Annotated in this window: 16 protein-coding genes; 7 read left to right on the forward strand and 9 right to left on the reverse strand. The window is 41.8% G+C overall.

The features are described 5' to 3' along the window. Window positions 1-323: 323 nt before the first annotated feature. Window positions 324-1049, forward strand: coding sequence for a neutral zinc metallopeptidase (locus RG47T_RS03660; RefSeq protein WP_139235618.1), 726 nt, complete (start codon window positions 324-326; stop codon window positions 1047-1049). Between the two features lie 150 nt (window positions 1050-1199). On the opposite strand, the gene RG47T_RS03665 is transcribed toward RG47T_RS03660, so the two are convergent. Then, window positions 1200-3260 (reverse strand): M13 family metallopeptidase, encoded by a 2061-nt coding sequence (locus tag RG47T_RS03665; RefSeq protein WP_074488174.1) that lies wholly within the window; start codon window positions 3258-3260, stop codon window positions 1200-1202. A gap of 185 nt (window positions 3261-3445) precedes the next feature. On the opposite strand from RG47T_RS03665, the gene RG47T_RS03670 reads away from it, so the two are divergent. Continuing rightward, a complete protein-coding gene (locus RG47T_RS03670) occupies window positions 3446-6079 on the forward strand; it encodes a valine--tRNA ligase (RefSeq protein WP_074488175.1) in 2634 nt (877 codons plus the stop codon). A 104-nt stretch (window positions 6080-6183) separates the two neighbouring features. After that, on the forward strand, window positions 6184-8010 hold the full coding sequence (locus RG47T_RS03675; RefSeq protein WP_074488176.1) for an ATP-binding protein: 1827 nt from the start codon (window positions 6184-6186) through the stop codon (window positions 8008-8010). On the opposite strand, the gene RG47T_RS03680 is transcribed toward RG47T_RS03675, so the two are convergent. Continuing rightward, a complete protein-coding gene (locus RG47T_RS03680) occupies window positions 7993-8472 on the reverse strand; it encodes a type I restriction enzyme HsdR N-terminal domain-containing protein (RefSeq protein ID WP_074488177.1) in 480 nt (159 codons plus the stop codon). The two genes, RG47T_RS03675 and RG47T_RS03680, sit on opposite strands and share 18 nt — an antisense overlap. 60 nt (window positions 8473-8532) lie before the next feature. Beyond that, a complete protein-coding gene (locus tag RG47T_RS03685) occupies window positions 8533-8898 on the reverse strand; it encodes a winged helix-turn-helix transcriptional regulator (RefSeq protein ID WP_074488178.1) in 366 nt (121 codons plus the stop codon). A gap of 91 nt (window positions 8899-8989) precedes the next feature. On the opposite strand from RG47T_RS03685, the gene RG47T_RS03690 reads away from it, so the two are divergent. Together RG47T_RS03690 and holA are read left to right on the forward strand one after the other, a co-directional pair. Next, window positions 8990-9958 carry an aldo/keto reductase gene (locus tag RG47T_RS03690; RefSeq protein WP_074488179.1) on the forward strand — a complete coding sequence of 323 codons (969 nt, stop codon included), beginning with the start codon at window positions 8990-8992 and terminating at the stop codon, window positions 9956-9958. 66 nt (window positions 9959-10024) lie between these two features. Next, window positions 10025-11047, forward strand: coding sequence for a DNA polymerase III subunit delta (holA, locus tag RG47T_RS03695; RefSeq protein WP_074488180.1), 1023 nt, complete (start codon window positions 10025-10027; stop codon window positions 11045-11047). A gap of 23 nt (window positions 11048-11070) precedes the next feature. On the opposite strand, the gene RG47T_RS03700 is transcribed toward holA, so the two are convergent. From RG47T_RS03700 to RG47T_RS03710, 3 genes are all read right to left on the reverse strand, one after another. Next, window positions 11071-12066, reverse strand: a complete 996-nt coding sequence (locus RG47T_RS03700) for a PAS domain-containing protein (protein ID WP_074488181.1) — start codon at window positions 12064-12066, stop codon at window positions 11071-11073. Window positions 12067-12270: 204 nt separating this feature from the next. Beyond that, window positions 12271-14454, reverse strand: coding sequence for a TonB-dependent receptor family protein (locus RG47T_RS03705; protein ID WP_074488182.1), 2184 nt, complete (start codon window positions 14452-14454; stop codon window positions 12271-12273). Window positions 14455-14543: 89 nt separating this feature from the next. Continuing rightward, entirely contained in the window at window positions 14544-15095 is a 552-nt protein-coding gene (locus RG47T_RS03710; protein ID WP_074488183.1) for a hypothetical protein, read from the reverse strand. A gap of 102 nt (window positions 15096-15197) precedes the next feature. On the opposite strand from RG47T_RS03710, the gene RG47T_RS03715 reads away from it, so the two are divergent. Next, window positions 15198-15392, forward strand: a complete 195-nt coding sequence (locus RG47T_RS03715; RefSeq protein WP_074488184.1) for a DUF5808 domain-containing protein — start codon at window positions 15198-15200, stop codon at window positions 15390-15392. A 36-nt stretch (window positions 15393-15428) separates the two neighbouring features. On the opposite strand, the gene RG47T_RS03720 is transcribed toward RG47T_RS03715, so the two are convergent. Further along, window positions 15429-16307 (reverse strand): hypothetical protein, encoded by an 879-nt coding sequence (locus RG47T_RS03720; RefSeq protein WP_074488185.1) that lies wholly within the window; start codon window positions 16305-16307, stop codon window positions 15429-15431. 232 nt (window positions 16308-16539) lie between these two features. Between RG47T_RS03720 and RG47T_RS03725 the strand changes: the two genes are divergently transcribed. Beyond that, complete coding sequence (locus tag RG47T_RS03725) at window positions 16540-16950, forward strand: EVE domain-containing protein (RefSeq protein WP_074488186.1); 411 nt, start codon at window positions 16540-16542, stop codon at window positions 16948-16950. Between the two features lie 93 nt (window positions 16951-17043). Here the strand turns inward: RG47T_RS03725 and RG47T_RS03730 are convergent, their stop codons facing one another. Together RG47T_RS03730 and RG47T_RS03735 are read right to left on the reverse strand one after the other, a co-directional pair. Then, on the reverse strand, window positions 17044-17571 hold the full coding sequence (locus RG47T_RS03730; protein ID WP_074488187.1) for an acyl-CoA thioesterase: 528 nt from the start codon (window positions 17569-17571) through the stop codon (window positions 17044-17046). A 98-nt stretch (window positions 17572-17669) separates the two neighbouring features. Next, window positions 17670-18923, reverse strand: a complete 1254-nt coding sequence (locus RG47T_RS03735) for a type IX secretion system plug protein (protein ID WP_074488188.1) — start codon at window positions 18921-18923, stop codon at window positions 17670-17672. Between the last annotated feature and the right edge of the window lie 62 nt (window positions 18924-18985).

Here is an 18985-nt window from a genome sequence, read left to right on the forward strand (position 1 = left end):
CGTAAAACTGATGGATTAACATTGCTGCAAAGATAGCGGATTAATGATATTTTATTAAGGCATTGCTTATTCTTAACGTCATATTATTAAGCATGAGGGGCGAGGTAAATACTACTGGATATCATGAGCTGTAAATGATTTTTAATTATTTAAAAATCAATATTATTTCAGTTGGCAGATTAATTTTCAACCATGTATTAAATTATTTAACAGGCTAACTTTTGTGGAAAAATAGTTTGATAGAATAGTCCGTTATTGTGCTGATTGTTTTGTGGTTATTTATTTAAAGTGCTATATTTCAACAACTTAAACATCAAGCTATCATGAAGGTCATTTTCTTAACCCTTATCATGGGTATACTGTGTATTATGCACACTAAAGCACAGCATTCCGGCGGCTGTATAAGCCAGGAAACCTCACCTATCAGCAAGCAAATACATGTGGCCAAAGGTACGGGTAACCCGCAGATGGATCGATGGCTGGATAGAGAAGCAACTATTTTACGGGGATTTTTTGGAGTGAATCCCGGCCTGTTATTGTATAATGATTCATTGGTAAATAATCCGGGAGGGTATGCCTCTTCAGTTTCAGAATCTGCCACCTACCCTGATGGTACTATAGCCCTCGGCTACAATTACCTGCAAAACATGTACAACTACTCTGGTAATTTTACAATGATACCTGTTGTTGCTGCGCATGAGTTTGCGCACATTGTTGATTGTACCTTGAAGGTTACGCCCGCTATCCCTATATATAAAGAGTTGTATGCCGATTATATGGCCGGTAGTTTTATTGCATACAGCACTAATCAAAGCTGGATAGACATCAGCCGGAATTTTAGGTGGATAGTGCGCATTGGCGATTATGCGGCTATTAATGACCCGGATTGCCATGGTACTTCCTTACAGCGGATGGCCGCTTTTAAATCGGGTTACGATTGGTTTAAAAGCCAGGCCCAGGCAGGTAATAAGGTTTTAGGCAAAGATGCCAGCGGCGCAGCCAGAGGTTACCTGAATTTGCCTGAAGAAAAAATGGTATCCAATAAATAGATGTTGGTATGGGGATACTTGTATCTGTTCTCGCTAAAATTATTCTTTTAAGTATTTGGTTCTAAGAAATAAGCTTGCTCATTCTCATATTTAAAGAAAAAAAAGCCTCCGACTTGTCGGAGGCTTTTTGGATTTAAAAAATTAAGACTGTTACCAGATCTTAATGCGGTCTTCGGGTTTCTTGTACATTTTGTCGCCCGGCTGTACGTTAAATGCTTTGTACCATGCATCAATATTTGAGATCGGTGCGTTGGTTCTATATTGTTCGGGCGAGTGCGGATCTGTCAAAATACGTGACGATGCCGACTCCGGCCGTTGGTTGCTTCTCCAAACTTGTGCCCAAGATAAGAAAAAACGCTGATCTGGCGCAAAACCATCGATTTTTGTACTGCTTTGGCCTTCTTTTGTTTTTTTGAAAGCTTCGTAAGCCACATTTAATCCGCCCAGATCGGCTAAGTTTTCACCTAAAGTTAAACGGCCGTTTACGTGGATGGTATCTAACACGGTGAAACCATTGTATTGGTTTACCACCATATCGGCACGGGTTTTAAATTTGTCGGCATCTTCCTTGCCCCACCAGTCGCGCAGGGTGCCATCAGCATCATACTGGCGGCCCTGATCATCAAAACCGTGGGTCATTTCATGGCCAATTACTGCACCTATACCACCATAGTTAATGGCATCATCGGCACCAAAATCAAAGAATGGAAACTGCAGGATTCCTGCAGGGAAGGTGATTTCGTTATTGGTTGGGCTGTATGAAGCATTTACCGTAGGCGGTGTCATACCCCAGCGGGTTTTATCAACCGGTTTGCCTAAATGGCCTACAGACTCATCATAACGCCATGCAGAGATGCGGCGTAGGTTACCTGCATAGTCGGTACGCTCAATGGTTAAACCTGGGTAGGTTTGCCATTTATCCGGGTAGCCAATTTTAACACCAAATGCATTCAACTTTTTAAGGGCACGCTCTTTGGTTTCGGGGGTCATCCAGTCAAGGCGTTTAATCCTATCGCCCAAAACAGATTTCAGGTTATTTACCAGCCCAACCATGTATTGCTTGGCGGCAGGGGTAAAGTATTTCTCTACAAAAAGCTGGCCCAGCAAATCGCCAAGGCTACCGTTAACTAAAGACGAGATGCGCTCGTCGCGCGGGGTTTGCACCTGCTGGCCGCTTAATACGCTGCTATAAACAAAGCTGGCTTTTACAAACGGTGAGCTTAAAGAGCTCGCAGACCCGCGTAAAATTTCCCATTGCAGGTAAACTTTCCAATCTTCTACCGGGGTCGAGGCTAAAATTTCATCGGCAGCCTTAAAAAAATCGGGCTGGCGTACCAGTACGGTATCCTGGCCGGTTACCTTCATCTTCGGCATTAACTCGGCCCAGTTTAGGTGCGGCGTGGTTTTGCTAAAATCGGCAACAGAAAATTTGTTGTAAGTTTTGTTAGGGTCGCGCATGGCGGTACGGCTCATCTGGATATTGGCCAGTTTGGTTTCGATACCAAAAATAGTAGCTGCATTTTTTTGCGCTGCATCTTCGCTGTTACCGGTTAGGGTAAAGAGGGTAGCAATATATTGTTTATAGGCTGCCTGTACTTTTAAAGTACGGGCATCGCTTTTTAAATAATAATCGCGATCGGGCAGGCTTGTACCACCCTGGCCCAGGCTCACAATGTATTTGGTTACATGTTTAGGATCTTGCCCAACACCAAAGCCAAACAACGGGTTGCCTACTCCGGCTGCACGCTCATAGGCAATCTCGGTAATTACACCATTAAGGTCGCTAATCTTGCCAATACGTGCCAAATCACCTTTAATAGGTTCGTACCCACGTTTTTCGATAGTAACGCTGTCCATACCGCTTACATAAAGGTCGCCTACGCGTTGCTTGATGCTTCCTTTAGGCTGTTTGGCGGCGCCGGCTTCGTTAAGCAGGGAAATTAGTTTATTGGTGTTCTCCTGGGCTAAAATGGTAAAGTTGCCCCAGCGGGTTTGTTTAGCCGGTATGGTGTTGTTTTTTAACCATGCACCGTTGGCATACTCGTAAAAATTGTCGCCCGGTTTAACTGTTGGGTCCATATTGGCCGGGTCTATATACTTTTTAGGTGGCACAGGTGCCTTGGCATCGCTGCCTGTTGGGCCTGCTGCCCAGGCATTTGCTGTAAAGCAAAGCGCACCTGCAAGCATCAGGTTAGTAAATTTTAAGTTCATCGTTTAGTTTAATAAAAGTTTGAAATTAGTGATAAGGTACCTATGCATCCAAGTAACAATTTAGTGATTGGTGAGTGGTTGGGAAGTAGTAGTGACGAGGGGTAGTATGGAAACTCAATCAACCACTCACTTAATCAACCACTCACTATTCACCATTTAACTCAAAAACCTTATTTTTGCAACCTATGAGTATTTCTAAGACCTATCAGCCCCAGGAGGCGGAAGCAAAGTGGTATAATTACTGGTTAACCAATGGTTTTTTTAAGTCTTTGCCAGATGAGCGCGAGCCTTATACCATTGTGATACCACCGCCAAATGTTACCGGGGTACTGCATATGGGCCACATGCTTAATAATACCATACAGGATGTGCTGATTCGCCGTGCCCGCATGCAGGGTAAAAATGCCTGCTGGGTACCTGGTACAGACCACGCCAGTATTGCTACCGAAGCTAAGGTTGTAGCATTGCTGAAAGAGCAAGGCATCAGCAAAAAAGACCTTACCCGCGATGAGTTTTTAAAACACGCCTGGGTTTGGAAAGAGAAATACGGTGGTATCATACTGGAACAATTGAAAAAACTGGGTGCATCGTGCGATTGGGACCGTACCCGTTTTACAATGGAAGACGACCTGAGCGATGCCGTGATTGATACCTTTATTCACCTGTATAAAAAAGGATGGATTTACCGCGGTGTACGTATGGTTAACTGGGACCCGCAAGGTAAAACTGCCGTTTCTGATGAGGAAGTTATCCGTAAAGAAGTAAATCAGAAGCTATACTATATCAATTATCCGGTTGTTGGCGAAGAAGCGCACGTTACTATTGCAACAACCCGCCCCGAAACCATTATGGCCGATGCTGCTGTATTTGTAAACCCTAACGACGAACGTTATTTACACCTGCATGGCAAGAGCGTATATATCCCGTTGGTTAACCGCGAAATCCCGATTAAAACGGATGAATATGTAACCATGGATTTTGGTACAGGTTGCCTAAAAGTAACCCCTGCTCACGATCTGAATGACTATGAGCTAGGCCAGAAACATGGCTTACAGGTGATCGACATTTTAAATGATGATGGTTCCTTAAACGACCTTGCCCAGATCTTAGTAGGCGAAGATCGCTTTGCTGCCCGTAAAAAAATTGCGGTGTTACTGCAAGAGGCTGGGGTACTGGAGAAGGTTGAAGAATATAAATCACAGGTTGGGTTCTCTGAACGTACCGATGCGGTTATAGAGCCACGCCTGTCTATGCAATGGTTCTGCAAAATGGATCAGATGGCAAAGCCTGCATTGGCAGATGTACTGAACGGTGATGTAAAGCTGATCCCCGAAAAGTTTGTGAACACCTACCGCCACTGGATGGAGAATGTTCAGGATTGGTGCATTAGCCGCCAATTATGGTGGGGGCAACGGATACCGGCCTGGTACCTGCCCAATGGTAAATTTGTGGTTGCTAAAACTGCTGAAGAAGCTTTAGAAGAAGCAAAACAATTATCGCCAGATAACGCACAATTGACAATTGCTGACCTTCGCCAGGAAGAAGACGTGGTTGATACCTGGTTCTCCTCATGGTTATGGCCTATCTCTGTTTTTAATGGTTTTAAAAACCCGGATGGGGCTGATATAAACTATTATTACCCAACCAATGATTTGGTTACCGCTCCGGAGATCTTATTTTTCTGGGTAGCGCGGATGATTATGGCCGGACACGAGTTTCGCGGACAAAAGCCTTTTACCAACGTTTATCTAACCGGTATAGTACGCGATAAGCTGGGCCGTAAAATGTCTAAATCATTAGGTAACTCGCCAGACCCGCTTGCATTGATCGAGAAATTTAGTGCCGATGGTGTACGGGTAGGTATTTTGCTGAGCTCGCCTGCAGGGAACGACCTGATGTTTGACGATAGTTATTGCGAACAGGGCCGTAATTTTGCTAACAAAGTATTAAATGCTTTCCGCTTGCTTAAGGGCTGGGAGGTAGATGAAAGTCTGGAAAATACCAACCAGGTAGCTATTGACTGGTTTGCCAGCCGCTTTAACGAAGCGTTAAAAGAAATAGAAGAAAACTTCAGTCAATATCGGCTTTCTGAGGCTTTAATGGCCACTTATAAACTGGTATGGGATGATTTTTGCGCATGGTACCTCGAAATGATTAAGCCTGCCTATCAACAACCCATTGATAGTGCAACTTACAAAGCTACAATAACCTTCTTTGAAGATGTACTGAAGCTGTTGCATCCGTTTATGCCATTCATTACAGAAGAGTTATGGCATGATGAAATTTTCGGTATGCGAAATGAGCGCGATTGCTGCATTGTGGCAAAAATGCCTGTAGTTGGGCAAATAAATCCACAGGTATTGATTGAAGTAGAAGCGGTTAAACAAATAATTTCGGGTATCAGAAATATTCGTAACAGTAAGCAAATTTCACCTAAAGAAGTGCTTCAGTTATCGTTAAAGGCAAATTCTGCTGTAAACTATACGGCTTATTTGCCAATGGTTATCAAACTGGGTAATATCGGTACAATTGATTTTGTAAATGAGCAGGTAAGTGGTGCAGCAAGCTTTATGGTTTTAACGGATGAGTTCTATATTCCTTTAGCCGAAAACATAGACCCCGTAGCCGAAACAGAACGTTTGCAGAAAGAAATGGAATACCTTAACGGCTTCCTTAAGTCTGTAAATGCTAAGTTAGGAAACGAACGTTTTATGCAAAATGCCAAGCCGGATATCATAGAAAACGAGCAGAAAAAAAGGGCAGATGCAGAAGCTAAACTAAAGCTGATACAGGATAGCCTTACGGCTTTGGCAGGTTAATTGCTAAACTATTAGGTGTTGGGATATGTTAATTTGGTAATATCAAATAGTTAACATACTTTTAAATAAGATATGGCCCAACATATCAATGGTACAACCAATTTATGCCTGAGGAAGTTAGTTTTTTAAATTTTTCATTAAGCAAAATACTGCACAAGGACCAGTCTATACTGGACCAGGCACGTATACGTTTGCTATATTATGGCTTGTGTTTGGCGTTTGTTGCCTATGGCTCTTTAATGCTGATGATGTATGCACAAGCCAGCCCTATATTTGTTTATGTAGCTGTTGCCATTAATGTTACCATCATATTTCTGTTTAAGTATTTAACCTGGAAACCCGATTGGCGCCGAATATCGCACGTGGTGCTTACTTTAATTACTGTTATAAACCTCAGTAATGTTTATGTAATTATACAAAACGTAAACCTGGGCACGGTGCAGTTAATGATCATTGTGGTGCTGCTTAGTTTTTATATGCTGGGGCAAAGCTTTGGCATGTTTTATTCGCTTGTTAATTTAATACCTATTGTTGCCTTTATGGTGCTGGAGTATCACAGCGGATACATGATTAACTTTAAACCCGAGCACACGGATGGGTCGGTTGGTATTATTACGGTACTTACCAATTTTATACTCATCATATTTATCCACAGCCATTTTTACGCTGCGTTTTTAAAGAACATACGTGAACTAAAGCAAACTGCTGCGGCACAAACTAAACTTAATGTTGAGCTGGAAACGGCGATACTTAAAGCCGAAAAGTCATCTACAGCCAAGTCGGAGTTTCTGTCAACCATGTCGCACGAGATCCGGACACCTTTAAATGCAGTTATTGGGATGACTAATTTGATGATGATGGGTAATCCACGCCACGATCAGCAAGAGAATCTCGATATTCTGAAATTTTCGGCCAATAACCTGCTGGCTATTGTAAATGACGTGCTCGACTTTAACAAGATCGAATCGGGCAAGATCGTATTTGAAAACATCCGCTTTAACCTGGCAGAACTGATGCACAGTATTTGCGGCGGCCAGGTAATTAAAGCAACGGAGAAAGGGCTCGATTTTGAACTTAACGTTGATGAGGGATTAAAGCACAGAACCATAATTGGCGACCCTACGCGCATAACACAGGTTATTTATAACTTGATAAGTAATGCCATTAAGTTTACCGAGCAAGGCAGTATATGGGTTAATGTAACCTGTATAGAAGACCGCCATAACCGTATCACCATTAGTTTTTCTGTAAAGGATACCGGTATAGGTATAAAAAAGGAAAACCTGCAGGGTATATTCGAAGCTTTTGCACAAGAGTCTGTAACCACCACGCGCCAATATGGGGGCACTGGTTTGGGTTTGGCTATTGTAAAACGTTTACTGGAGTTACAGGGCGTTAATATGTACGTAGAGAGCAAGCCCGATGTAGGCTCGGAGTTTTCATTTAATATCGAGTTCCCGGTACCTACAGATGAGATAGCCACCAAGCGGACTATGATTGCTGAGCCCAAGGTACATGTGCTTGATAGCGATATGCACCCGGTTAACAATTTTAGTGATACCCGGGTATTAATAGCCGAAGATAACCCCGTGAATGTAATGCTGATGAAAAAGCTACTTTCCAAATGGGATCTTGTACCAACCATTGCAGAGAATGGTGCACGGGCTGTAGAACTGGTTCAGTATGGTAACTTTGATATTATATTGATGGACTTGCAGATGCCGGTATTAAACGGTTTTGAGGCTTCAATCGAGATCCGTAAACTACCGGATAGTAAGAAATCAACCATCCCTATTATTGCCCTAACTGCTTCGGCTTTGTTTGATATCAGGGAAAAGGTGTTTGATTCGGGGATGAATGATTATGTATCTAAGCCTTTTAAACCTGATGAGCTTAAAACGAAGATGCAGGGCTTATTGGCCCTTGTTTAAGGTTTTAAGCTGTTTGTAATCGGGTAATTCTTTCAGAAAAATATAATCACTTTTTTCGAAATCTATTTTACAACAATGGTGTACCAAGCCGTTGCTTACGGCAAGCAGTGGTACGCGGTGTACCATATTGTAACGGGCGGCCTGGTCAAACACTTTTTGGTCAACCGGTACATAAGGTGCTTTGCATTCAATTAGCATAATTTTTTCGCCTGCAGAGTTATGCACCACAATGTCAGACCGGCGTGCCGTGCCGTGTAACTTCAAACCGCCTTCCAGCTTAATTAATGACCGGGGATAGTTTTTCTGTTTAATTAAATATTGTACAAAGTGCTGCCTCACCCATTCTTCTGGCGTAAGCATAATCTGTTTTTTGCGGATCTCATCAAAAACAAACAGTTGCCCCTTGTCATCAGTAATGCGGAAAGGGTAGGGCGGTAAATTGAGCGGTTGTAATAAACTCACGGTGCTAAATTACCAAATCTTAAACATCTATCTCGAAATTCATTCTTAAGCTAAGGGCTTCTATTTTACTGTTGTAGTTGTTGATTGTAATAAAGGCTCCAATATTTGCCTGTGAGTTTCGCCCCATTGAGCCGTAACTACAATTACGGGTATTAATGTCTCGCCAAATGCTGTAAGCTCATATTCTACTTTTAGCGGTTTTTGCTCAAAAATTGTTTTAACTATAATGCCTTGCGCCACGAGTTGTTTTAATTGTGTATCTAATAACCGTCTCGAAGCTTTTGGTATTTGCCGGTGCAATTCTCCCGGTCTTTTAATTCCCTTATAAATGCACCAGATTAAATTGATTTTCCATTTCCCGTTTATCACTTCCATAAATAAATGGAGGCCGCATTCAAGTTCAACAGGTAATTTTCTTTCGTACATCTTACAAAGATAAGTCATCCCGGTGTCGTATCCGATACGGCTAAATTTAGCCCTACTTGATTTGCTGCAATGCCATTGTGAAATTTGTAATATGAAAAATAAATTATTCGGGATACATACTGGCCTGCCCGCCAGTGAATTAATTTTAGGAGCAGCGAGCTTTGGCCAGCGCCGTGGTTATGGCGCTATTACAGAAGAGATACCACAAATTTTACAAGCTTATACCGATGCAGGAGGTAACTTTATAGATGTGGCCGATCAGTACCAGCTTGGAGAGGCCGAGGAGATTGTAGGTAAATTTATTGAATCGCAACGCAGCAATTTTATTATCTGTACTAAATATACCCGTAGCAGTGAAGCTGATCCATCGCCAGCAAATAGTGGTAACCATCGTAAAGCGATGAGACAGGCCGCAGAGGCAAGTTTGAAACGGCTGAAAACGGATTATATAGATATTTATATGCCCCATTTTGATGATGGGTTTACCCCGTTAGAAGAAATTGCCAGGGGTTTAGAAGATTTAGTGGCGATAGGCAAAGTTCTTTATGTGGGGCTTGCAAATTTCCCCGCCTGGAAGGCCGCAGCAATTGCCGCCACAATCCCGGTTACTGCATTACAGATTGAATATAATTTGGCGCAACGCACGGCCGACCGGGAGTTGATAGGTATGGCTAAATATTTTGGTTTGGGTACAATGTTTTACTCACCATTGGCGGGTGGGTTATTAACGGGTAAATATCGTAAAGGCGCATCAGGGAGGTTAACGCTTTCGTCTTCTGGCAATTATCAGGAAGATGCCGTAACCAAAGCTATTATAGACGAACTGGAGAAAATTGGGATAGAATTAGAGGTAACTCCCGGTCAGGTTGCATTGGCCTGGACACTGCAAAAGAACGGATTTCCAATTGTAGGTGCGCGTACCCTGGCTCATCTTAAAGATGCATTAAAAGCACTTGATGTTCTGTTGTGTGCGGATCATATAACAAGGTTAGATGATATTAGTGCAGTAACAATGGGCTATCCTCATGATATACTTAAAACTGTTCAAAAGGTATATTAACAAATTACAAGATTCTTTTTGTGGACAAATGCTGCTACATTATTTGTAATTTGCGCGTGTATTGGTATGACTGCTGCTGACATTTTAAAAGACCTTAAGGCCCGTAAATTTAAACCTGTATATCTGCTACATGGCGATGAACCTTATTTCATTGATGTGGTAAGCAATTATATAGAACACTACGTGCTGCCCGATGCCGAGAAAGGCTTTAACCAAACCGTTTTGTATGGTAAGGATACCGATATAATGACGGTATTAAACGCCGCCAAGCGTTACCCAATGATGGCAGATTACCAGGTGGTAATGGTTAAAGAAGCACAAGACTTAAAGTGGGGCAAGGATGACGATGATAAAAAGAACATCAACCCGCTGTTAAATTACCTGGATAAGCCGCTGCCCAGTACTATCCTTGTTTTTTGTTATAAATATGGCAAGTTTGATAAGCGCAAAAAAACATACAAGGCCATTGAAAAAAACGGGCTCATATTTGAATCGGCCGCGTTGTATGACAACAAAATACCGGGATGGATTGAGGGTTATGTAACTGCGAAAAACTACCGGATTAACGGGCAGGCGTCGGCCATGTTATCCGAGTATTTGGGTAACGACCTCTCTAAAATTGCCAACGAGTTGGATAAGCTGATGTTGAACATTGCCGTAGGGCAAGACATTACGCTGAAAGAAATTCACGATAATATAGGTATTAGTAAGGAGTATAACGTGTTTGAGCTGCAAACTGCCCTGGCAAAAAGGGATGTTGTGAAAGCCAATCAGATTATTAATTACTTTGAAGCCAACCCCAAAGCCAACCCCATAGTGGTTTTAATGGCCAACCTTTACAGTTACTTCAGTAAAATATTACAGATCCACTACCTTAAAGATAAATCACAGCAAAGCATAGCCAAAGAAATTGGTGTAAACCCCTACTTTGTTAAAGATTATGAGCAGGCCGTACGCAGTTACGATTATGGTAAAACCATGTACATCATCAGCCTGTTGCGTGATTATGATCTGCGGAGCAAGGGGGTAGATTCTACCTCGTCACACGGCGAACTGATGAAAGAGATGCTGTTTAAAATATTGCATTGATTTATAGTTAGCCGTCATAACACTCAACTAGAAACTCGCTTCTTTCTGGATGCAGCCATTGTATTAGCCTGCTCCACCCGGTTGTTGATCGTCATTAGGTTTTGGTCAAGTTCTTCGGCGCTTGTCTTGAGCATTTTTAAGGCCTTCTCAAAATATTCGTAGCCGGTAAGGTCATCTTCCAAAGCATTTACAATCCCCAATATATTAGCAATTGGTTTGCGAATTATGTGTGAGTTGATGTATGCGATCTCATCAAGATGTTTATTCTTAAGCTTAATCTGTTCTTCATCTATTTTTTGCCCGGTAATGTCCTGAAAGTAGATGGTTAAGCCGCTAGGGCCGGGGTAAACAGTTATGCAAAGCCACTTATCATAATGTTCCAGGTAAATTTCAAAGGTCGATCTTTCGCCGGTATTCATGGCGTGATTCAGATTTTTATAAAGCTCATGTGCCTTTCCATGCGGGCAAACTTTCCAAAATAGTTTATTGATGGCCTTTTGCTTAGATATGCTAAATGTGTTTTCGGCCTCTTTGTTCCAGTAAGATATACGCCATTGCTTATTTATGGTTATAAATCCGTCGGTAATACTTTCCAGAGTTTGGTGTACACGTTTCCAGGCTTCGCTTATTTTTTGGTCTTTAATACTTTGTTCGGTTACATCATTAATGAGTGTCATCCGGCACGCCTTGTTATGAAACATTATGCGATAGGAGGTAATCTGCACACGGATCAGCGTACCGTCTTTCTTAATATGGGTAATGTTTTTATTGACTGTTTCGTTATGCTTTATATTTTTGAGCAATTGCCTCATACTGCGGTGCTCGGCTTTAGGTCTGATGTCGGCCAGGGTGATCGACATGAAATCCTGATAACTGTAGCCATAATGTTTTATCGCCGCCTCATTTACTTGCAAAAACCGCATGGTATCAACCGCCACTATCCACATGGGGTGCGGGTTTTGATGAAACAGTATCTCAAAGCTTATATCACCTTCATTAATGGCCAACTGCTCATCCATGGGCTAAAAAATAAACAGTTTTAACACTGTGGTGCGGTTAAAGAATATAAATGGTAAGCCATGAAGCGTGAAAAAGCTTTATGGTTTGTATAAAGTTAATTTCTTTTATTAAAATAACAAAGGAGATTTGTGGCGTGTTAGATGTTGTGTGTAACTAAAAAGGCCTGCGCATGTAATACGCAGGCCTTGGTATAATATGGCAATTTATAATTTTACACCGAAGCCAATGTTAAACGTGCGTCCATCGGCAGGTAAAATACCCGGGCCGGGATACATATTAATACGGCGGGTAAAATATTTAGCATTCAGGATGTTATTCATGCTGGCTGTAATATGGTAGTGCGATAAAAAGCTATAATTAAAAGAGGCATCAAAAATATGATACGCCGGTACTACGCCACTTGCCCCTGTAGGGTTAAAGGCTGTGTTGTTAGCATCGCTAAAGCTTTTACCTACATAGCTGTATTGCAAAGTGGTTATTACATGCTTGTTTAAATAAGTTAAACCGGCACGGTCAATCCATTGTGGCGTACCTTCGGCATAGTTACCTGCTAATGAAACATTCTTGGTGCCCTGGGCTATTGAGCCGCTGGTGTAGCGGGCATGGTCATAACTAAAAGAGTTAAATAATCTCAGGTCGCTTGGCGATGAATGATTGAAAGAACGCAGCAGCGAAACTTCGCCATAGGCCTCAATACCTTTGGCTACTGCATTACCAATGTTGGTGGTGTACAAGTAAGTTTGGTTACTGGCGTTGGTTTCGGTAAGGTTACCTACACGGTTGCCATAGTATGCATAATAGAAATCTAGATCGTAATTAAATATGTAACTCACATGGCCCCGGTATCCTAAATCTGCGCTGTAGCCTTTGCTGTCTTTCAGGTTAGGGTCAATCACGCCCAGCTGATCGGCAGGGGTAACGTTGGCGTAAATATATGGCCGGTAAGCCTGCGAAATATTACCATAAAGCTGGCTGGCTTTTGTAAGCTGGTATTGTAAACCGGTACCAAACAGCGGGAATTTTTTATCTGATTGATAATGTACGGGGAAGGTTGCATTAAGGATTACCCCGCTCATATCTGTTTTAATGGTTTCGTACCTGAAACCTGGTGTTACCGAAAACTTAGCGGTGATATTAAATACGTTTTCGGCAAATACAGCATAGTTATCGGTGTGTAAATGCAGGTCGATACCATAAGGTTTTACCAGGCTCAGGTCGAAATCGGTGCCTGTGGTTCCGGTTCCTTTCTGGTCGCGTGTGGTGGTTTGGGTAAAGTAACGCACACCGGCTGTAAAGGTGCTTTTAAGAGCCCCTAACTGGTAGCTGTGCAATAAGCGAGCCTCGGTGGTAAAGCCTTTGTAGTAATCGCGGTCAACCTGGCGTGGGTTATATGATTTAAGGTTGGTATTAATGGTATCGGCTACATTGGGGTTGGCAATAAACTGTACGCTGTTACGCTGGCCCCAAAGCAGGTGTGAGGTAACTTCTAACTTAGTATTTGGGCTAAAGTTATAATTGAACAGCAGTGCCGGGATATTAATCTCGGGGTTAAAAAAGTTACGGAACCTGGTAGACTGGCGGTTATTGGCATCAAATTGCGCATCTGTTAAACCTCCCGCAATCTGCTGGCGGTAATTCATCCGCGAAAATTCAAATGCCAGGCTTCCTTTGGGGTTAAACTGGTATTTGATATGCGCATAAAAAGCCTGGTAATTAAAGGCAGCATCCGGGCGCCAGCCATCGCCGGTACGGCTGGAGTAGTAGGCGTAATAACTAACCTTGCCGCTTGTACCACTAATGGCATTGTAGGAGTTGAAGAACTTGTTAGAGCCTGCTGTTTGCTCACTCTCTATGCCAAACTTTTTAGTGCTGTCGGGTTCTTTTAGCTTAAAGTTTACCATGCCGCCAAATTGGCTGCCAAACTGTAAAGCTGCAGAGCCACGTACAATCTGTATTTCGCTTACAGCTTGCATAGGCGGCGTGTAATGGTCTTCGGGGTAGCCAAACATATCTGAGTTGGTGTTGTAGCCGTTCTGCCTGATATTGGTTTCGATAGAGCGGTGGGTGTCTGTACCACGCGTACCTATGTTAAGTTGCAAGCCTGCGCCGTCCATTTCCCAGATGTTTACGCCCGGTACCTGAGCAAATATCATACGGGCATTGTTGGTGGCCAGGTTGGCTTTACCATCTGTAGGGAAAATACTGAAAGTTCTTTTACCTGCAAAAATATTGGTGCCACTTACATTGGGCAGGTATTTAATGCGGCTTTCACGTATCAGTACGCTATCGAGTTTTACGGTGTCTTTTACCGGATGTTTTTGAGCGCTTGCCGCTTGTATAGTAAAAACCAGTAGCGGTGTAACAGCTAATTTGTATAAATTATGCATAGTTTAATATTAAATTGTGTAGGTATGCCTTTACAGCATAGCTATAGCCATACCACACAAAAGGGTAAATAAAATAGGATGGAATATTTTCAAGAGAAAAATATTTCTGGCGGTTGGGCTAATACAGGTGCATAGCTTATGGCTGGTTTTATTTTTAACCGTGCGGGTACCGGTTTAACAAGCACAACCGGGTCTGCCAGTGTAATTGCTGCGGTTAAGGGTACGTATTTATACATGGCAATACTTTTTAAGGGCATTGCCTGTTTTTTGGCATTTAAAGGGGCCTCGCTCACCTCGCGGGCGTAAATAATATTGGCATTAATTAAACGCGTGGTGCTATAGTTGGGTACGCACATTACATAAAGCGTGTCGCGTGTCATTTTTAGCTTTACGTAGTTATAGCAGTTTTGCTGTAATTGTATGGTGCCGCTTATGCGTTCATATTCATTCCAATTGGTAATGTGGGGTAGGTTTACCGGGATCTTGATCTCAACCAGATCGCTCGGTTTGTAAAGATCTCTGCTGATCTGCTCTTCATTAAACTTATTAGCTTGGTAAATAAAATATTGAAATAATACCATGTAACCACCCAGGTTATACAGATGAATACTTAATAAAACGATGGCAATAAGTTTCTTCACAGAGTTTCAAGAGCAATAATATCGAAAAAACGCCTGAAAATCAAATAGGAATGACAATACGATTAATATGCTTATGTATATTTGATAACAAACCTTTTGACCATGAACCAATTTGACAAACAAAACCCCAGCCTGTTTAAATTTGGGATGTTTTATTATAATAAAAACGACGCAGATCTATTCGTGCCAAAACCAACCAACACAGGTTGGACGGTAAACTTTGCACGCCCCGGCGCATGGGTATTTGTAGGGTTGATCTTGGTTATTGTGGTGGCGGCTGAGATTTATTTTAAGTAAATTAATAAAACTAATTTATATCATGTTGGTGAGTATTTACATCTTTATGATGTAATTATAAGCCGCTCCTTTATATTTATAAGCAATTGCAAAGCTGTCATTATTGAAATTTGCTAACTGAAACATATTGACATTGCTTTCACCCTTAAGGTTTCCCTCAATTATAGTTATACCATTGTCATTCGTTATTTTACTAATTACAAATGATTTGTTGATATCATCTTGTGAAACGTCGCTATCACTCGCCCCTAATTCAAATCTTTTAATTGCTGTAAAATTTGTGTTTGAGCCAATCAGGGCTTTAAATTTCTCGTAGTCTGGTAACTGATTAGAATAAGCAATTCCGGTAAGGTTTGTCTCAGCAGTAGAACTGCTTGAGAAATACCCACCATACTTATTGCCTTCAGTCCTTTGATTAGTTAACAAAACAATATTGGCACCGAACATCGCGGCCTGAATTTTAAGCTTGCGATAAGCTCTGTCTTTAACCCGTTCTTGGCTTGAATATACTGTTGTACCTTTTGATTTAGAGCTTACATCATTTATTTTGAATAATCCTCTTACTTCACTTTCGACCATGGTAGTGGTAACGTTGGTATAATCCATTACATTTTGTACAGATTTGTAAGATGTTGCTTCGGCAAAAGTTTGAACTCTGCCACTCTTGAAAATAATTTTTTGTACCGTATTTTTATAAACAGTATTTATAACATCCTCGCCAGGAAAGGTGTATTTAACAGCATCGGGTGTAATTTCTTTGATTGAGCAAGAGATTTTCTGGTTATTGGAGATAACGGTATCAGTTTGTGCATATGATACGGAGTTAAACGCTAAAAATAGGGCAATGATAAATAGGATTTTTGCACCGTAATTTGATGGCTTATTTTTAAGACCACTTTGTGATGTTTGTTGCATGATAAGGTGAAGTAAATTTATACATCAAATATAACAATTCAGGTAAATCATCCTAGATAATACCTCGCATCATTTTGCAAACTAGGGTTTTGTTTTATGAGCATTAGAATACTAGATGGAATATTGATTATTTTAAGAAGCTTCTAAATTTTAAATTATCGTCGCGTTTCATCACCTTTGCGATGATTTGGAGGTATAACTTACTTCTAAATGCTTTTAATCCATATAAAACATGCAATACTGGCTCGTAAAATCAGAACCATTTAAATACAGTTGGGAAAAATTTAATCAGGATGGCCGTACCTTTTGGGATGGTGTGCGCAACTACCAAGCGCGTAACAACCTGCGTGAAATGAAGGAAGGTGATCTGGTGCTGTTTTACCATAGTAATGAGGGTAAGGCTGTGGTGGGGATTGCCAAAGTAGTAAAAGAAGCCTATCAAGACCCTACCACAGATGATAAAAACTGGGTAGTGGTTGATCTTTCGCCTGTTGAAAGCCTTAAAGTACCTGTAACACTGGATACTATTAAGGCAGACGAACAGTTGGCAAATGTTGGCCTGGTTCGTCAGGGGCGCTTATCTGTAATGGGTATGAAACAGGAAGAGTTTGACCGTATTGTAGAATTGGGTTCGGGCGAATAGCTCGAACTAAAGACAAAAGACTAGGGATACAGGATTGAAGTTAGATTCAACTTAGTCTTTTTTGTCTTTGCTCTTTTATCTTATCAAAAAATATTACGCTCCCTTTTGGCTCTCCATAAACAGGGCTTTAAGCTCTGTAGCATCATCGGGCTGCATTTTACCGCCCAGTATAAGGCGTAACTGGCGGCGGCGCAGTGCACCTTCATAAAGCAGTTGTTCGTGTTTACTCTCGGGGACAAGTTCTGGCACGATGATCGTATTGCCATCTCTATCTATAGCTACAAAGGTGTAGTAGGCCTCGTTGCTTTTTATTTTGGTGCCCGATGGCAGGTCTTGAGCCCATACATCCAGCCTTACTTCAACAGAGGTATTAAAACCACGGGTTACCCTGGCCTCTATCATTACGGCATCGCCCAGCTTAATGGGGTGCTTAAAAGATACATTATCAACAGAAGCGGTTACCACTACGTGGCTGCAATGCTTTTGTGCAGCCATAGCAGCGCAAATATCCATCCAATATAATAAACGGCCGCCCATCAAATTGCCGAAGGTATTGGTATCATTAGGTAATACCAGTTCGTTCATAATAGTATAGCTTTCTGTGGGCGTCCTTTTTAACATAGATGCAAATATAGAGTTTTGGTTGAATGGTTGATTGACTTAGAATAAGTTGATTAGGCTGAAACGCATTTCTGTATTTAATCTCATCGACAATTTGATTACCTCTTAGTAGTATTCAGCAGCAGGTAACCAACCAACTCTTCCCAGCGTGCACCGGGTTGGCGATAGTACACCAGTACCTGGTAATCATTTTCGGTTTCGAAGTGATTACCTTCTAAGGTTGTATAATCGGGCTTTCCGGCTTTATCTACCAGTACATATTGATAATCAACTATTCCCTGTTTAAGTAGCGTATTGAAGAAATAGCGGCCTTTAGCGGCATCAAAGTTCATTTTACTGCGTTGATCGAGTACGTAATCGTTGAATTTACCCACCACATAAACGGTATTGTCTACGGTAGAACCAGGGATACCGATGTTGAAATAAACCTGTGCATAGTCAGCATCTACAACCGGGTCGCTGCCTTCCTGGTTACGAACATAAAAACCACCGTTGTTGTCATAAACAGAAAGGTAGTTATCCTGATCGCGGCTGCGATCGGCAAGTAGTAAAACGGCATTAGCTGTGTCGCGAAAAATACGTGCCGTATGTTCGGAGTTTAATCGTAACGATCTGGTGTCTACATGCCGGTATTCATTGCCACCCGCAAAGTCATTGATGTTCAAATCACTGTACTCTAACGATGCCCCCCTAATAAATGTTGGGCGTGTGTTTAACAGTGCGGTTTCGCTGCGGCCGTTTTGCATTATTACAATGCGTATATCGCCGTAAGGGTTTTGCACCACCATGCCATTAAAATTAACCTGGAGATTAATCTTTTGATTTGTTTGGCGTAGGGCTACATCGTTTGATGGTATAATTTGTGCCGCCACATTTGCCCTTGGGCTTACCACATAAAAGCGGCGGGTTATAATGGGGTTGTTAGCGTCGCCGTTTTCGTAAACTTTAAGCAGGTAATTGCCCGGTATTTTGGGTGCTATATTGCGGTTGGGAAGCTTTAACTCATAGTGCACATACTTTTGGATGGTACTTACCGAGTAACGGTAATCCATAATACGGTCTTCATTAAAAGATTGCAGGTATTCGGTAGGGGATATGCGCGATGGGTTCCACTCGGCATCGCAATGCTCTACAGTGTAATTATAGGTGCGGGTATTGCTGCCCAGCTCATCAAACCCCAATAGTAATTGATCGTTTGAGTTGAGGCTGATTATTGGGAAAGCACCTTCTTTAATGGTATTACAAAACTCAACTGTTTTAATGTTGGGGCGATAAACCCGGTTATCGTAAATTATTTGCGCCCGGGATTTTTGGACAAAAAATAAAAGACAGAAGAAGAGAATTACAAACAAAAATCTGTAATTGCGAGGTATGAAGCAATCTAGTAGCATATTTAAACGCTTTGTATAGTTAA

Origin of the sequence: Mucilaginibacter polytrichastri (assembly GCF_001911425.1) — a bacterium.
GTDB classification, from domain to species: Bacteria; Bacteroidota; Bacteroidia; order Sphingobacteriales; family Sphingobacteriaceae; genus Mucilaginibacter; species Mucilaginibacter polytrichastri.

Excerpts from the sequence above, each read along its gene's own strand:
- RG47T_RS03685 (WP_074488178.1), bottom strand. The coding sequence starts at position 8,898 with ATGTACGAAAGAAAATTACCTGTTGAACTTGAATGCGGCCTCCATTTA.
- RG47T_RS03720 (WP_074488185.1), bottom strand. The coding sequence starts at position 16,307 with ATGCAACAAACATCACAAAGTGGTCTTAAAAATAAGCCATCAAATTAC.
- RG47T_RS03660 (WP_139235618.1), top strand. The coding sequence starts at position 324 with ATGAAGGTCATTTTCTTAACCCTTATCATGGGTATACTGTGTATTATG.
- holA (WP_074488180.1), top strand. The coding sequence starts at position 10,025 with ATGACTGCTGCTGACATTTTAAAAGACCTTAAGGCCCGTAAATTTAAA.
- RG47T_RS03690 (WP_074488179.1), top strand. The coding sequence starts at position 8,990 with ATGAAAAATAAATTATTCGGGATACATACTGGCCTGCCCGCCAGTGAA.
- RG47T_RS03730 (WP_074488187.1), bottom strand. The coding sequence starts at position 17,571 with ATGTTAAAAAGGACGCCCACAGAAAGCTATACTATTATGAACGAACTG.
- RG47T_RS03700 (WP_074488181.1), bottom strand. The coding sequence starts at position 12,066 with ATGGATGAGCAGTTGGCCATTAATGAAGGTGATATAAGCTTTGAGATA.
- RG47T_RS03670 (WP_074488175.1), top strand. The coding sequence starts at position 3,446 with ATGAGTATTTCTAAGACCTATCAGCCCCAGGAGGCGGAAGCAAAGTGG.
- RG47T_RS03715 (WP_074488184.1), top strand. The coding sequence starts at position 15,198 with ATGAACCAATTTGACAAACAAAACCCCAGCCTGTTTAAATTTGGGATG.
- RG47T_RS03725 (WP_074488186.1), top strand. The coding sequence starts at position 16,540 with ATGCAATACTGGCTCGTAAAATCAGAACCATTTAAATACAGTTGGGAA.
- RG47T_RS03665 (WP_074488174.1), bottom strand. The coding sequence starts at position 3,260 with ATGAACTTAAAATTTACTAACCTGATGCTTGCAGGTGCGCTTTGCTTT.
- RG47T_RS03675 (WP_074488176.1), top strand. The coding sequence starts at position 6,184 with ATGCCTGAGGAAGTTAGTTTTTTAAATTTTTCATTAAGCAAAATACTG.
- RG47T_RS03705 (WP_074488182.1), bottom strand. The coding sequence starts at position 14,454 with ATGCATAATTTATACAAATTAGCTGTTACACCGCTACTGGTTTTTACT.